Raw genomic sequence first — 12,379 nt, 5'->3', positions numbered from 1 at the left:
ATTACCGCTGGGCCTGGGGCGAAATCTTCACCTGGGCCTTGTTCAGCTTCATGGCCGTCAGCTCGCGGTTGATGTTGGCCAGGTCCGTCTGGGTGAGGCCGAGGCCCGGATCATGTCCGCCCGGGGGACCGCCGCCCTTGGGGCGCGGGCCTTCGGGGGCGACGGCGCCGCCCCGGTCCGGGTCCACCAGGGACGTGCCGCCACCGGCCTCCACGGCCGACAGCGCCTTGAAGTTGGCGGTGGTGCTGGCCGCGTCCTTCTGGGTGAGCTGCTTCACCAGCGTGAGCTTTCCGCTGCCCCGGTCATACCGGTACATGCGGGTGCCCTTGGCGCCCTCGTCCACGGCCACGTCCACGGAGCCGGTGGCCTTCGCCGCCGCGGGGCTCGCGATGGGCTTCGCCGGGGCGAGCTTCACCGGGGTGTTCTGGGTCTTCGCCTGCTGGGCTCCGGCCTGTGCCGCCGACAGCGTGGCGATGCCCACGGCCATCCTTCCCACTGCGGACTTCCAACGCGTGATCATGATTCCTCCCGGCTCCCATACGCGCGGCGGCGCGTTTATTCGCCGGGACTCTACCTATTCGAACGCGACCAGGTCCTGGACCCAGCGGGCGCTGCCCTGCTCCAGCCACCGGGCGCGGGTGTCCCGGAGCGCCTGGGCGGGCGGCGTGCCGCGCCGCAGCGATTCCTGGAGCGCCTGGAAGAAGGCGCCGGCCTCCACGTCCGGCACCTCCGTGGAGGGCGCCACCACGGCCCGGGCCCCCGCCTGGATGAGGGCGGACGGCAGGCTGGACACCGCGTGGTAGCGCCACGCGCCCACGTTCGCGTCACAGGCGGCCAGCATCACCACCGGGGAGCCCCGGAGCGTGTGCCGCTCCAGGTCCTCCGCGGTGAGCGCGTAGCGTCCGGACGCGTCCGGGGACAGCGCCAGGAAGGCCGCGTCGGACATGGTGCCGGCCAGGCCATGCGTGTGCAGCTCCACCTCCGTGGCGTCCTCCATCTCCGCGAGCACCGCCTCGGGCGTCGCCGCGCGGCCCCGCAGGTGGACGTCCCCGGCTCCAGTCACGCCCTTCCACGGCATCAGGCGCGGCAGCCCCAGCGTGGCGGGCGGCTCCACGTCCGACACCACCAGCCGCTTCGGCGCGGGCGCCACGGCGGGGGCCTCCACGCGGTGGCCACCGGGGGCCAGGTAGCTCCACGCGCGGTCCCCGGGGAGGAGCCCCGGGCGCCCCTGGAGGATGGGCTCCGCGAGCACCTTCACCGCCTCACAGCCGGCGAGCACCTGGAGGATGGCGTCCGGCACCGCGGGCACCTGTTCGCGCAGGGGCCGCTTGAGGGCGTTGAGGTACAGCCCGCTGCTGGAGCCCGTGGGGCCCCGGGCCACGAAGAGCATCCGTTCGTCCTGGCCCGCCAGCGCCAGCAGGCACGACGTGGGCGCGGTGCGGTCCACCTCTTCCGCGAGCAGGTCCACGGCGGGGCCCCACTCCTTCGCGCGGCCCGCGTCCATCACCAGCACGTGGTGGCTGTGGGCCCAGGCCTTGCGCGCCTCGATGTCGGTGGAGCGGTGGAGCGCGGAGCCGGTGATGACCCCGCGCAGGACCTTCTGGCCCGCCGCGCGGTCGCGCTCGATGAGGATGCGCCCCTCGATGTGGTCCACGAGCAGCCGCTCGCCGATGGTGAGCGACGGGTCCTCGCGCAGCACGCGGATGCGCTCGCGCACGCGGTCCAGCTCGCGGCCCGGCACCGCACTGCCCTCCAGCCGCAGCAGGTCTCCCGCGACGGCGACCTCCAGCAGCGTGGGCGCGGTGGGACAGGTGAGCGCGTCCTGCACCTCGCGACGGGCGCCCTTGGCGTCCAGGTCCTCCACGAAGAGCAGCGCGCGAGCGTGGTGGTACTCCGAGCGGCGCGCGCAGTCCTGGGGCGCGTGCTGGACGTACTCGTCCAGGTAGGCGCGGGCCAGCGCGGGGGCGTGGCTCAGCCGGGCGCTCGTCACCAGGTCGGCCAGGAGCAGCTCCTCCTGGAACCAGCTGTCCGTGCGGAATGCCTCCTCCAGCGCGGAGCGGGCCAGCGACCCGGCCTCCTGGCGGCGATCCATCCGGTTGTAGAGGGCCGCCAGGCTCCGCTGGAGGTCCACGCAGCGGTACTGGAAGCCCGCGCTCCGGCACGACGCCAGGCCGTTCTTCAGGGACGTCTCCGCCGTCTGCATGTCCCCCCGGTCCTGCGCCGCCTGGGCCCGGCCGCGGGCGAGCGGAGCGTCGTACCAGGCGGGCTCTCCGGACTGACGGACCAGCGTCGTCAGCTCGTCGACGAAGCGGTCCTCCTGGTGGAGCAGCAGGATGCCGCCCATGAGCAGGTCGCGCTCACCGGAGCGCCGCAGCCGCGCGAGGAACGCATCCGCCTCCGGGCCCTCCAGCGAACGCGTGCCGGAGAGGATCTCGCGGTAGGTGTTGGCCAGCGGGCCGCGCTTGCTGAAGTCCGCCGAGGCGACGCGCGCCACGTAGGCGCTCGCCGTGTTCGTGCGGGTGGCGTCGTCCAGCAGCTCGGCCAGCGGGGCCAGGGCCTTCACGCGCTCCACGGACGGGGCCGCCCTGAGCGCGTGGTAGAGGTACAGCCGCGCGAGGTCCGGGTTGCGGCGCGCCATCGACGCCGGGTACGGCGTGCCGTCCAGCGCCAGCGCCATGCCGGCCGCGTTCATGGCCTGCCACGAGTCCCGCCGCGCCAGCGCGCCCTTGCGCAGGCCGTCGGCGCGCTCGGCGGCCTCGGTGCTCCAGCCGGGCTCCTTCGCCTGGGCCACGCGGGAGAACTCCGCCGCGGCGGCCAGCTCCAGCGAGAGCGCCTGGAGCGCGAGGCCCCGGTTCCAGTGCAGCCTCACGTCGTCCGGAGCGGACTCCAGGCCCACCTCCAGCACCGTCAGCGCGCGCTCCGGCTGGGCCCGGCCCAGGGCCGCCAGCGCCAGGTCTCCCATGACGGCGGGCGTCGCGGGCAGGCGCCCCAGGATGCGCTCCGCGCGCTCGAAGTCCCCGGCCGCGAGCCAGGCGGTCGCGACGCCGTGCAGGTCCCCGTTCGCCTCCAGCTGTGACAGGGCCTGGAGGTCCAGCTCCGGCTTTCCGTCCGCGCCGCCGCGAAGGGTGCCCGGGGCACGGTAGGCCGCGAGGCCCGGGTGGCTCAGGCGGCCCTCCATCGGGCGAGCCTCGGCGACCGCGAAGGGCAGCGTGCGCTCGGGTTCGGAGGTGCGCCACGGACGTCCCACCGCCAGCACCGCGAGCACCACCGCGGCGGCCGCGGCCGCGAAGCCCGCCACGCGGCGGCGATCCCACCTTGCGCGGGTGCGAGCATGCGCAGGCGTCGTGCCCGCGCTGGACGTGCTTCCCCCACCCGGCACCGCGCGCAGCGCTGGCCCCTGCGTGGCAGGGCCGCCATCAGCGCCGGAAGGCACCACGGGCCCGGCCTCCGTGCTCACGGGCGCCTGTGCTCCGGACGCCGAGCGTGCTTCGGCGGCGGCCTCCACCAGGAGGCTCGCCTGGACCTGGTCCTCCAGGCCGGCCTGGCACTCGGCGCAGGTGGCGAGGTGGGCCTGGAAGGCCTCGGCCTCCTCCAACGGAAGCTCTCCGTCCACGAAGGCGGCGAGCTGTTCACACGACACGCTCACGCCGGGCCCCCCGCGGTGCCTTCCCGGGCCAGGAGCAGCTCCTTGAGCTTCTTGCGCGCACGAAACAGCCGGGTGCCCACCGTCATGGACGGGATGCCGAGCCGCCGGCCGATCTCCGCGTAGCTCTGTCGCTCCATGTCCTTCATGCGGACCACCTCGCGCAGCTCCGGGGGAAGCTGTTCCACCGCCTGCCACACGTCTTCCAACGTGTAGCGCGCCCATGTCTCCGGGGCGGCTTCGGCCTCCGCCAGGGTGTCCCCCATCGCGTCGGTGAATTCCTCCTGGGGGTGGCGCCGGTCGTGCCGGCACCAGTCGAGGAAGCGTCGAACGAGGATGGACGCCAGCCACGCCATGGGGGGCGCGGACCGGTCATACGTATGAAACGCGCGGAAGGCCCGCTCGTAGGTCTCCTGCAACAGGTCCTTCGCGTCCGACGGGTTGCGGCCCCGGCACAGGATGCGGGCCCGCTCCTCCAGCGCTGGAGCACACCGCGCGATGAGCGCCTGGAACTCCGCGGCATCCTCACGGGAGGCCGAGGGCACCTCCGGCTCGGATGCGGAGGACTCCCCGGGCGGGACGGCGCGGGGCGATCGCGGGCGGAAGACCACGAGGCCGTTCCTAGCAGGAGCCGCCCCGCCCGCGAAGTCCGTCGACACCCTCCCCTGCGCTTCCCACCTGGCGGGTGGGAGGCCCGGCACGGTGGCCCGGAGGGCTAGCAGGGGCCGTTGCCCAGCCGCACGCCCGTGCGGACCCGGCCCTTGAAGACGCCCAGCGCCGCCCCGAGCCCCGTCACCCGCACCTTGCTGTAGCTCGACCCGCCCGTGCCGATGTTGACGCGCAGCGAGCAGTGGGCCGGCCAGAAGGGGCTCGCCGGGTACCAGGTGCCGGTCGTGCTCACGGAGCCCATGGCGTACCAGAAGCCGCTCTTGAAGCCGAACGCCGCGCCGGAGATCGCGATGCCCTTGCAGGCGCTCTCGGTGACGTTGCTCGTGGCGGGGATGACCTCCACGAACGGCTGGACGTAGGCGCCGCCCAGGCCGGTGACCTCCGTCACGAAGCGGTGCGGGCAGGACGGCTGATCATACGTGCCGTCGTTGGAGGCCGCCGACGCGTCCGCGTACGAGCAGTGGGGGAACACGGCGGTGACGACCGCGCCGTCCGGCTGCGCCAGCACCACGTCCGAGCCCACGCAGGACTCGTCGATGCCCTGCTCCTGGCTGACGACGGACTCGTCCACGACCTCGGCGCCAGGGGTCTCCTCCTCGAGGGGGCCTCCACAGGCGGTGGCGAGCGAGGCGGCGAACAGGAACGCGGCGGCAGGGATGAAGCGCATGGGTGACTCCGGAAGGTTGAGCCCACCCGCGGGCTCCTCCCTGTTACGTCCGGTGCCTCGCTTATTCCCCCGCGCCATTTCCACGCCGTTTTTCCGCCGTGCTAAGGCACCGCGCGTGGACATCGACAAGCCCTACCTGCTCTTCCTCGGGGACGTGAAGGATCAGCTCGCGGCCAAGACGGCCCACGGCATCGTGGACTGGCGGCCCGACTGGTGCGTGGGTCAGCTGCGCCTCCCGGGCTGCGTGGCGGACTGTGGGCTGCCGGACATGGACCTCGCCCGGGCGAAGGCGGCGGGCGCGCGCACGCTGGTGGTGGGCGTGGTGAATCCGGGCGGTGTGCTGGCGGACGCGTGGGTGGACACGCTGGTGCGGGCGCTGGAGGCGGGGCTGGACGTGGCCACCGGGCTGCACAGGCGGCTGGCCTCGTTCCCCGCCGTGGCCGCCGCGGCGGCGAAGCACGGGCGCAGGCTGCACGACGTGCGCTTCCCGGACAGGGACTTCGCCACGGGCCAGGGCACGAAGCGGCCCGGCCTGCGCGTGCTCACCGTGGGCACCGACTGCGCGGTGGGCAAGAAGTACACGGCGCTGGCGCTGGAGAAGGAGCTGCGCCAGCGCGGGTGGAAGGCGGACTTCCGGGCCACCGGTCAGACGGGCATCCTCATCTCCGGGCGCGGCGTGGCGCTGGATGCCGTCGTGTCCGACTTCGTCTCCGGCGCGGCGGAGTGGCTGACGCCCGCGAACGACGCGGACCACTGGGACGTCGTGGAGGGCCAGGGCTCGCTGTTCCACCCCTCCTTCGCGGGCGTCACGCTGGGCCTGCTGCACGGCGCGCAGCCGGACGCCTTCATCGTCTGTCACGAGCCCACGCGCACGCGCATGCGCGGCGTCCAGCACCCGCTGCCCTCCATCCAGGACGTCATCGACCGCACGGTGCTGGAGGGACGGCTGACGAACCCGGCCATCCAGTGCACGGGCATCGCCATCAACACCGAACACCTGGGCGAGGACGAAGCGCTGAAGCTGCTGGAGGCCACCGGCCGGGCCCATGGCCTGCCCTGCGTGGACCCCCTGCGCACGGGCGCGGGCCCCCTGGCCGACGCGCTGGCGAGCCGCTACCCGCGCGGGTGACACACCCTTCGTTGAAACCCTCTCCACCGGAGCGGGTCACGGTATATTGAGGAAACCATGGGACGCATTTTCGAGACACGCAAGGCGACGATGTTCGCCCGCTGGAACAAGATGGCGAAGGTCTTCACGCGCATCACGAAGGACATCGTGATCGCGGTGAAGGCGGGCGGGCCGAACATCGAATCGAACCCCGCGCTGCGCCGGGCCGTGCAGAACGCCCGCGCGGCGAACATGCCCAAGACCAACGTGGACGCCGCCATCAAGCGCGCCAGTGGTCAGGACCAGGCCGACTACCAGATCCTCCTCTACGAGGGTTACGCCCCGCACGGCGTGGGCATCCTGGTGGAGGCCGCCACGGACAACGTCACGCGCACGGTGGCCAACGTCCGCTTCCCCTTCACCAAGCTGGGCGGGAGCATGGGCACGGCGGGCAGCGTGTCCCGCCTCTTCGAGCACATGGGCGCCATCCGCCTGGACGCCGAGGGCGTGAACCAGGAGGAGCTGGAGCTGGAGCTCATCGACCACGGCCTGGAGGAGATGGGCGAGACGACCGGCGAGAAGGGCGAGAAGCAGCTGCTCCTGCGCTGCAAGTTCGCCGACTTCGGCAAGCTCATGTCGGCGATTGAAGCCAAGGGCATCGCGCCCGTGTCCACCCAGTCCGAGTACATCCCCCTGCCCGGCACGCTGAAGGAGCTGCCCGAGGAGCAGGCCACGGAGGTGCTCAAGCTGGTGGACATGCTGGAGCAGGACGACGACGTGCAGCACGTCTTCCACAACCTCGCCTGAAGCCACGCCGTCCGGCCCCCGTGCGCACCCTCCGGAGGCCGGCGCCCAGCCGGTGCCGTGATGGAAGCGCGCTGAGGTACGAGGGGAGTCCATGTCGGACGAGGGTGACGGGCAGGACCTGCGGGACACGGTGAAGCGGTTGGAGGCGACGGTCGCGGCCCTGGAGTCGAGGCTCGCGACCCTGGAGGCCCGGGAGGCGCCGCGCCCCGTGGCCTTGCCGGGAGCCGCCGCCATCGCGGCCCCGGTGACCGTGCCCGAGCCGCGACGGGACCTGGAGGCGCACGTCGGTACCTACTGGTTGAGCCGCCTGGGCATCGTGGCGCTCATCATCGGCATCGCGTACCTCATCACGTACCACTTCGGAGAGCTGGGAGTGCTGGCTCGCGTGGGCGCGGGCTACCTGCTCAGCGCGGGGCTGGGCGCGTTCGGGTTGTGGCTGGCGCGGAAGCACCAGCTCTTCGGCCGCATCGTCTTCGGCGGTGGCCTGGCGCTGGCGTACTTCGTCACCTACGCGCTGCACTTCATCCCGGCGGTGCGGGTCATCGACAGCGAGGTGCTGGCGCTGGTGCTGCTGGCGGGGTTCGTGGTGGCCATCGTCACCATCGCGCACCGGATGCAGTCGGAGACCGTCGCGGGCATCGCGCTGTTCCTGGGACTGCACACGGGGATGCTCAGCGACATCACCGCGTTCACGCTGCTGTCCACCACGCTGCTGGCGGCGGGCGCGCTGTTCTTCCTGGTGCGCAACCGCTGGGTCATCGTGCCCCTGTCCAGCCTGGTGGCGGTCTACAGCACGCACGTCGTCTGGGCGGTGCGCACGGGTCACATGGCGCCGGGGGCGCCCGAGCACGACCGGCTCGTGTTGAGCATGGGCTTCCTGTCGCTCTACTTCCTGCTGTTCTCCGTGGCGCTGCTGGTGCGCCCGCGCGATCTGCCCGTGCGCGCGAGCCTCGCGTTCACCCTGCTCAACTGGGTGGGCCTGACGTCGCTGGGCGCGTACGAGGTCTCCCAGGAGCAGGACTCGGGCCTCTTCGGGTTCCTCCTCGTCGTCGCGCTGGCGCACGGCGCGGGAGCGGTGGTGGCGCGGCTCCAGCGCGCGCCCGTGGCGCTGACCCATACGTACCTGGCGCTGACGGCGGTGACGCTCGCGCTGGCCATGCCTGCCCGCTACGACGACGTCGCGCTGGTGGCGGCGTGGACGGTGACGGGGCTCGTCGCGGGCCTGGCCGCGCGCGGGGTGGAGTCGCCGGTGCTGCGAGGCGTGGGCGTGCTCATCCTCTACGTGGCCCTGGGCGCGTGCGAATGGGAGGCGCCCGGACGCGTGACGCTGCTCACCGGACTGGTGGTGGCCTTCGTGCTGGTGGAGCGCGGCGGGACGGTGCGCGTCGCGGGCCTGCCGGAGCCGGAGGCCCGGACGCCCTTCACCGCCATCTGCGCGGTGGGCACGGGGCTGTCGCTGGTGGCGCTGGTGGGCGCGCGGATGCCCGAGGGACTCGTCACGCTGGGTTGGGTCATCGCCGCCTTCCTCCTCTTCGGCGTGGGCTTCGCGGTGCGCGAGCGCTGGTACCGGCTGGCCGCGCTCGCGGTGCTGGGGCTCGCCCTGGGGCGGCTGGTGCTGGTGGACGTGGCGAAGCTGCCGCCGGATCAGCGCGTGCTGACCTTCATCCTGCTGGGCGTCATGCTGCTGCTCGTCTCATACACATACACGCGCCTGCGCGACCGGCGCGGGTGAAGTCAGACAGCGGGCGTCAGTTCTGCTGCCGGTCGATGACCCGGTACTCCTGCCGGTACGACTTGCCTCCACGCTCGAAGAGTTCCACCACGGTGACGCCGTCCTCGGAGAGGAAGAGGCGGTAGTTCGTGTCCCCCGTGGGCGAGCTCAGCCCGTAATTGCCAGAGGGCAGCTTGAAGACCACGCGCGGGGGGCGATCCGGGCAGCAGGCCGTCAGCAGCGAGGAGGCCAGGGCACTCGTCAGCATGCCCGCGAGCACGATGCCGAGCTTCCTCATGGCTGCCTCTGGAGGCTGATGTTCCGGTAGAACTCGCCCGTGCCTTCCGTCGGCGCGGCCTCGAAGAGCGTGGCCTTCGCGAAGTCGCCGGTCGCGCCCGCCTCCGGCCGCACCGCCGTCACGTAGTAGGCGGAGCCAATGGGCCCCGGCCCCTGCGCGGGGATGATGGAGACGCCATCCGCGGTGGCTGACACGAGCTGCATCCGGACGCTCTCGAATTCATCGGCGAGCGGATCACACACATTCCCCTGGAGCTTCGCGCCCGCGAACAGGGGCCAGCCCAGCGCGAGCCCCGCGCAGAAGAGCGCCGTGGAGACGATGTCGCGACGATACGAGGAGGGATTTGGCATGGGAGGAGAGCCTGGCCCAACTCCCATGCGACGCACCATCGGCCCCGGGAACAATTACGGAGGACACGGCCGGTCGAAGTACAGCGTCAGTTTGGGCCGGTAGACGTCCTGGCCGTGGTAGGGCGAGTAGAACTCGACGCCGTCCGACGAGTCGCTGCGCAATCCCAGCTCCAGCCTGAACCCCGTGCCATTCGTGCCCAGCGTTCCGCTGCGACCTCGCACCAGGTCCGTCACGTCCATCAACATGCGGGTGGAGGGAGGCACTTCGCCAAGCTCCGCGACGGGAGTCGGTTCCAGTTGGGGCCGCGTGTTCCAGGTGCGGCTCTGGGGAGTCCAGGTCCCCGGCACCACGTTGTACAGTTTGGGTCCGTGTTTGGTGCCGTCATCGCGTGAGCGCAGGCCCAGCACCGCGCGTTTGATGTCGCGTCCACGCGGGTCGATGATGAAGCTGAGGAAGGTTTCACGCCCCACGTCCGCGTCCACCCACATCGAGGTCTGGCGGGACAGGCGCGAGTCGGGCGAGGACTCGGACACGTAGAACGCCCGGTCCGGGAGGTTGACCTCGTGGCTCTCCACGAGCGTGCCGGGGGTGCAGTTCGAGGGTTCCAGGTTGATGTAGAGGGTGGGCCACAGCGACTCCAGGGTGCTGTTGCGCGACACGAAGCTCGCGCCGTCCGAAGACCCCATTCCAATGCCGAAGCTGTACAAGCCGTCCCCCTGCACCACCTCCGTGGCGTCCAGCTCCACCCAGGACTCGTCCTCGATGGGGAGGGGCGTATGGAGCACCGGGCCGCCGGAATACAGGGGACGGTTGGCCCAGGTGATGGTGGATTCGGTCCAGTCGTTGGACACGGGCCACGCGGCCAGCGTGCCCTTGGAGCCGGTGGTCGCATACACGCGCAGCTTCGCGTTGTTCACCGGGGCGCCCAGTACCCAGGTGTCGAAGAGCAGGAAGGACTCGGCCGCGGGCGAGGCGTCCGCGCGAAGCCGCGTGGTGTCGCCGTAGTTCGTATCCGCCGAGCTCGCGTCCGTCCGAGCATCAGCGCTCGCCCTCGTGTAGGCCGTCCCGCCCGGCGTCGCCGGATGGACCTCCTGCTCCTGGGACATTGGCGCCACCTCCTCGTCCGCGAGCTCCAGCTCGTCCGCCTCTTCCTCCTCCGGCCCACAACCCGTTCCCGCCACCAGCAGGAGCCCCAGCCCCGCCGCGCTTCCCACCGCCTTCAGCGACATACGCACCCCCAGGATGTACCCGCGCGAAGTGCATCCCGTATGCCCATGAAACAACGTCTCGGACGTATCAGCGGGCGACAGTCGCGCGTTTTCCTGGGGAACTCCGGGTGTGTCCCAGGGCAGCCGTCCTCCCAGACAGGGGAAGGCGCCGGACGTGCCGCTGGCCTATGCTCCCGCCATCCTCCCCGCCGCGCCTCGAATCTCCCCATGAGCCAAGACGCCACGCCCCCTGTCTCAGACAAACACGGTCCGCTCGGACCGCTCGCGCTGTGCCTGTCCGGTGGAGGTTACCGCGCCGCGGCGTTCCACCTGGGGACGCTGCGGTTCCTGGACACCGTTGGACTTCTGTCCGATGTCGTGGGGCTGTCCACGGTCTCAGGCGGCACGCTCACCGGCCTGGCCTGGGTGGTGAGCCAGGTGGATGGCAAGCCGTTCAAGGACTTCCACGAGTCGTTCTCCGCGTATCTCTTGCGGACGAATGTGATTGCCGAGGCGCTGACGGGGCTGACCACCAACCGCGACCACGGCAGCCACGCGTGGGCCAGCCTCATCCGGTCCGCCGCGGACGTCTACGCCCGGCCCGACTTCCTGGGCGACCGGCGCTTCGGAGAGGTCCTGGACGCGAAGCAGGTCCAGTTCCAGGAGGCCATCTTCAACACCACCGAGTTCCACACCGGCCTGGACTTCCGCTTCCGGCGCAGCACGAACCCGGGCACCGTCCTGGGCAACAATGGCAACCGGATGCCGCGCCCGGTGGCCAGCCACGCCCGGCTGGCGGACATCGCCGCCGCGTCGTCGTGCTTCCCGGGCGGCTTCGAACCGCTGGTGTTCCCGCAGCAGTTCCACTGGCCCCAGGGCTATCCGCTCGACACCGCGCTGGCGGCCCTGGGCCCGGGCTTCCAGAACGGGCTGCCGCTGATGGACGGCGGCATCTATGACAACCAGGGCATCGACAGCCTGTTGCTGGCGTTCAACCGGACGGATCCGCCGCCCACGCTGGTCATCTGCGACGTCAGCGTCCAGGCCCCGGAGATGTACAACGTCCCGGAGAACCCGACGAAGCGCGGCTGGGTGACGCTGAACGGCGTGTCCTGGATGGCCTACGGCCTCTTCTTCCTCACCCTGCTAACCGCCGCCATCCTCGCGTGGCGAGGGTTCGAGACCGCCGTCGAGGGCGCCTGGGAGCCCCGGGACTACTTCCTCTATCTGATTCCCGGCGTGCTGGCCGCGGCGGTGGCGACGGCGCTGGTCTGGGTCCGCGCCCGCCTGGAGGACGTCATGGGCCTGCTCAAGCGGCAGATGGACCTGGACGTCTGGCCTTCGTTCAAGAAGCTCACGGTGCTGGAGTTCGCGCAGATGCTGGTGCTGCGCGCGACGTCGATGCTGGCGCTGACGTCCCAGGTGTTCATGAAGCGGGTGCGAGGACTCGTGTTCGGCAAGGTGTATGGGGATTCGCGGTTCAAGGACCGGCGCATCTCCAACCTCATCGCCGCGCTCACGGTGGACCGGCCCAACCTCTTCGCGAAGCACCCGTGGCTCAAGCCCGGCGCGCACCTGACGGCCCTTGGCGCCCAGGCGTGTCAGATGCCCACCACGCTCTGGTTCACGAGCAAGACCCAGTTCGTCATCGTGGAGGCCGCGGGCCAGGCCACCATCTGCTACGTGCTGCTGCGCCACCTCATCGAACACCATGCGGGGCAGTACGAGGCGCCGGGCCAGCCGCTCCATGAACTGTACGAGCGCCTGCGCAAGGAGTGGACGGTGTTCAACCAGCCCGGCTTCCCTCCCATGAGCGACCAGTCCCAGGCGGCCTAGGAACGAATGCCTCGGGTTCTGCGTGCATTGGTGGATGCCATGAGTAGGATTCGGGCAGCCCCCGCCCGGAGCCCCCATGAC

The 12,379-nt window shown here is 71.4% G+C and carries 11 protein-coding genes; 4 read left to right on the top strand and 7 right to left on the bottom strand.

All coding sequences use genetic code 11. From position 1 onward, the window contains the following. Window position 1: 1 nt before the first annotated feature. From D7X55_RS01960 to D7X55_RS01945, 4 genes are all read right to left on the bottom strand, one after another. The gene (locus tag D7X55_RS01960; RefSeq protein ID WP_147442746.1) at window positions 2–520 is read right to left on the bottom strand and encodes a hypothetical protein; all 519 of its coding nucleotides are present in this window, start codon (window positions 518–520) and stop codon (window positions 2–4) included. A gap of 54 nt (window positions 521–574) precedes the next feature. Next, the gene (locus tag D7X55_RS01955) at window positions 575–3,646 is read right to left on the bottom strand and encodes a CHAT domain-containing protein (protein ID WP_121722047.1); all 3,072 of its coding nucleotides are present in this window, start codon (window positions 3,644–3,646) and stop codon (window positions 575–577) included. Next, entirely contained in the window at window positions 3,643–4,188 is a 546-nt protein-coding gene (locus D7X55_RS01950) for an RNA polymerase sigma factor (RefSeq protein WP_233609480.1), read from the bottom strand. Before D7X55_RS01950 ends, D7X55_RS01955 begins: the two co-directional genes overlap by 4 nt. A gap of 170 nt (window positions 4,189–4,358) precedes the next feature. Then, entirely contained in the window at window positions 4,359–4,979 is a 621-nt protein-coding gene (locus tag D7X55_RS01945; RefSeq protein ID WP_120548650.1) for a hypothetical protein, read from the bottom strand. A 115-nt stretch (window positions 4,980–5,094) separates the two neighbouring features. Here D7X55_RS01945 and dgcN point away from each other — a divergent pair, with 115 nt between their 5' ends. The 3 genes from dgcN (at window position 5,095) to D7X55_RS01930 (ending at window position 8,626) form a co-directional block, all read left to right on the top strand. Continuing rightward, the gene (gene dgcN, locus D7X55_RS01940; protein ID WP_120548649.1) at window positions 5,095–6,108 is read left to right on the top strand and encodes an N-acetyltransferase DgcN; all 1,014 of its coding nucleotides are present in this window, start codon (window positions 5,095–5,097) and stop codon (window positions 6,106–6,108) included. A 57-nt stretch (window positions 6,109–6,165) separates the two neighbouring features. Next, entirely contained in the window at window positions 6,166–6,894 is a 729-nt protein-coding gene (locus D7X55_RS01935) for a YebC/PmpR family DNA-binding transcriptional regulator (RefSeq protein ID WP_120548648.1), read from the top strand. 91 nt (window positions 6,895–6,985) lie between these two features. Further along, window positions 6,986–8,626, top strand: a complete 1,641-nt coding sequence (locus tag D7X55_RS01930; protein ID WP_121722046.1) for a DUF2339 domain-containing protein — start codon at window positions 6,986–6,988, stop codon at window positions 8,624–8,626. A 16-nt stretch (window positions 8,627–8,642) separates the two neighbouring features. Here D7X55_RS01930 and D7X55_RS01925 read toward each other — a convergent pair whose 3' ends face one another. From D7X55_RS01925 to D7X55_RS01915, 3 genes are read right to left on the bottom strand one after another with little or no spacing between them, the layout of a single operon-like run. After that, window positions 8,643–8,903: a hypothetical protein gene (locus D7X55_RS01925; RefSeq protein WP_121722045.1), complete on the bottom strand. Its 261-nt coding sequence runs from the start codon at window positions 8,901–8,903 to the stop codon at window positions 8,643–8,645. Beyond that, the gene (locus tag D7X55_RS01920; RefSeq protein WP_120548645.1) at window positions 8,900–9,253 is read right to left on the bottom strand and encodes a hypothetical protein; all 354 of its coding nucleotides are present in this window, start codon (window positions 9,251–9,253) and stop codon (window positions 8,900–8,902) included. The genes D7X55_RS01925 and D7X55_RS01920 overlap by 4 nt, the downstream gene beginning before the upstream one ends. A 54-nt stretch (window positions 9,254–9,307) precedes the next feature. Continuing rightward, window positions 9,308–10,483 carry a DNRLRE domain-containing protein gene (locus D7X55_RS01915; RefSeq protein WP_158626298.1) on the bottom strand — a complete coding sequence of 392 codons (1,176 nt, stop codon included), beginning with the start codon at window positions 10,481–10,483 and terminating at the stop codon, window positions 9,308–9,310. Between the two features lie 207 nt (window positions 10,484–10,690). Here D7X55_RS01915 and D7X55_RS01905 point away from each other — a divergent pair, with 207 nt between their 5' ends. Continuing rightward, window positions 10,691–12,298, top strand: a complete 1,608-nt coding sequence (locus tag D7X55_RS01905; RefSeq protein ID WP_233609479.1) for a patatin-like phospholipase family protein — start codon at window positions 10,691–10,693, stop codon at window positions 12,296–12,298. Window positions 12,299–12,379 lie beyond the last annotated feature (81 nt).

It is taken from the genome of Corallococcus sp. AB049A (assembly GCF_003668885.1).
GTDB lineage: Bacteria > Myxococcota > Myxococcia > Myxococcales > Myxococcaceae > Corallococcus > Corallococcus interemptor.
This window is presented reverse-complemented; position numbering and strand designations above follow the sequence as displayed.

What these genes read in the sequence shown, in the direction of transcription:
- D7X55_RS01960 (WP_147442746.1), bottom strand. Translation starts at nt 520, where the DNA reads ATGATCACGCGTTGGAAGTCCGCAGTGGGAAGGATGGCCGTGGGCATC.
- D7X55_RS01945 (WP_120548650.1), bottom strand. Translation starts at nt 4,979, where the DNA reads ATGCGCTTCATCCCTGCCGCCGCGTTCCTGTTCGCCGCCTCGCTCGCC.
- D7X55_RS01935 (WP_120548648.1), top strand. Translation starts at nt 6,166, where the DNA reads ATGGGACGCATTTTCGAGACACGCAAGGCGACGATGTTCGCCCGCTGG.
- D7X55_RS01930 (WP_121722046.1), top strand. Translation starts at nt 6,986, where the DNA reads ATGTCGGACGAGGGTGACGGGCAGGACCTGCGGGACACGGTGAAGCGG.
- D7X55_RS01925 (WP_121722045.1), bottom strand. Translation starts at nt 8,903, where the DNA reads ATGAGGAAGCTCGGCATCGTGCTCGCGGGCATGCTGACGAGTGCCCTG.
- D7X55_RS01920 (WP_120548645.1), bottom strand. Translation starts at nt 9,253, where the DNA reads ATGCCAAATCCCTCCTCGTATCGTCGCGACATCGTCTCCACGGCGCTC.
- D7X55_RS01915 (WP_158626298.1), bottom strand. Translation starts at nt 10,483, where the DNA reads ATGTCGCTGAAGGCGGTGGGAAGCGCGGCGGGGCTGGGGCTCCTGCTG.
- D7X55_RS01905 (WP_233609479.1), top strand. Translation starts at nt 10,691, where the DNA reads ATGAGCCAAGACGCCACGCCCCCTGTCTCAGACAAACACGGTCCGCTC.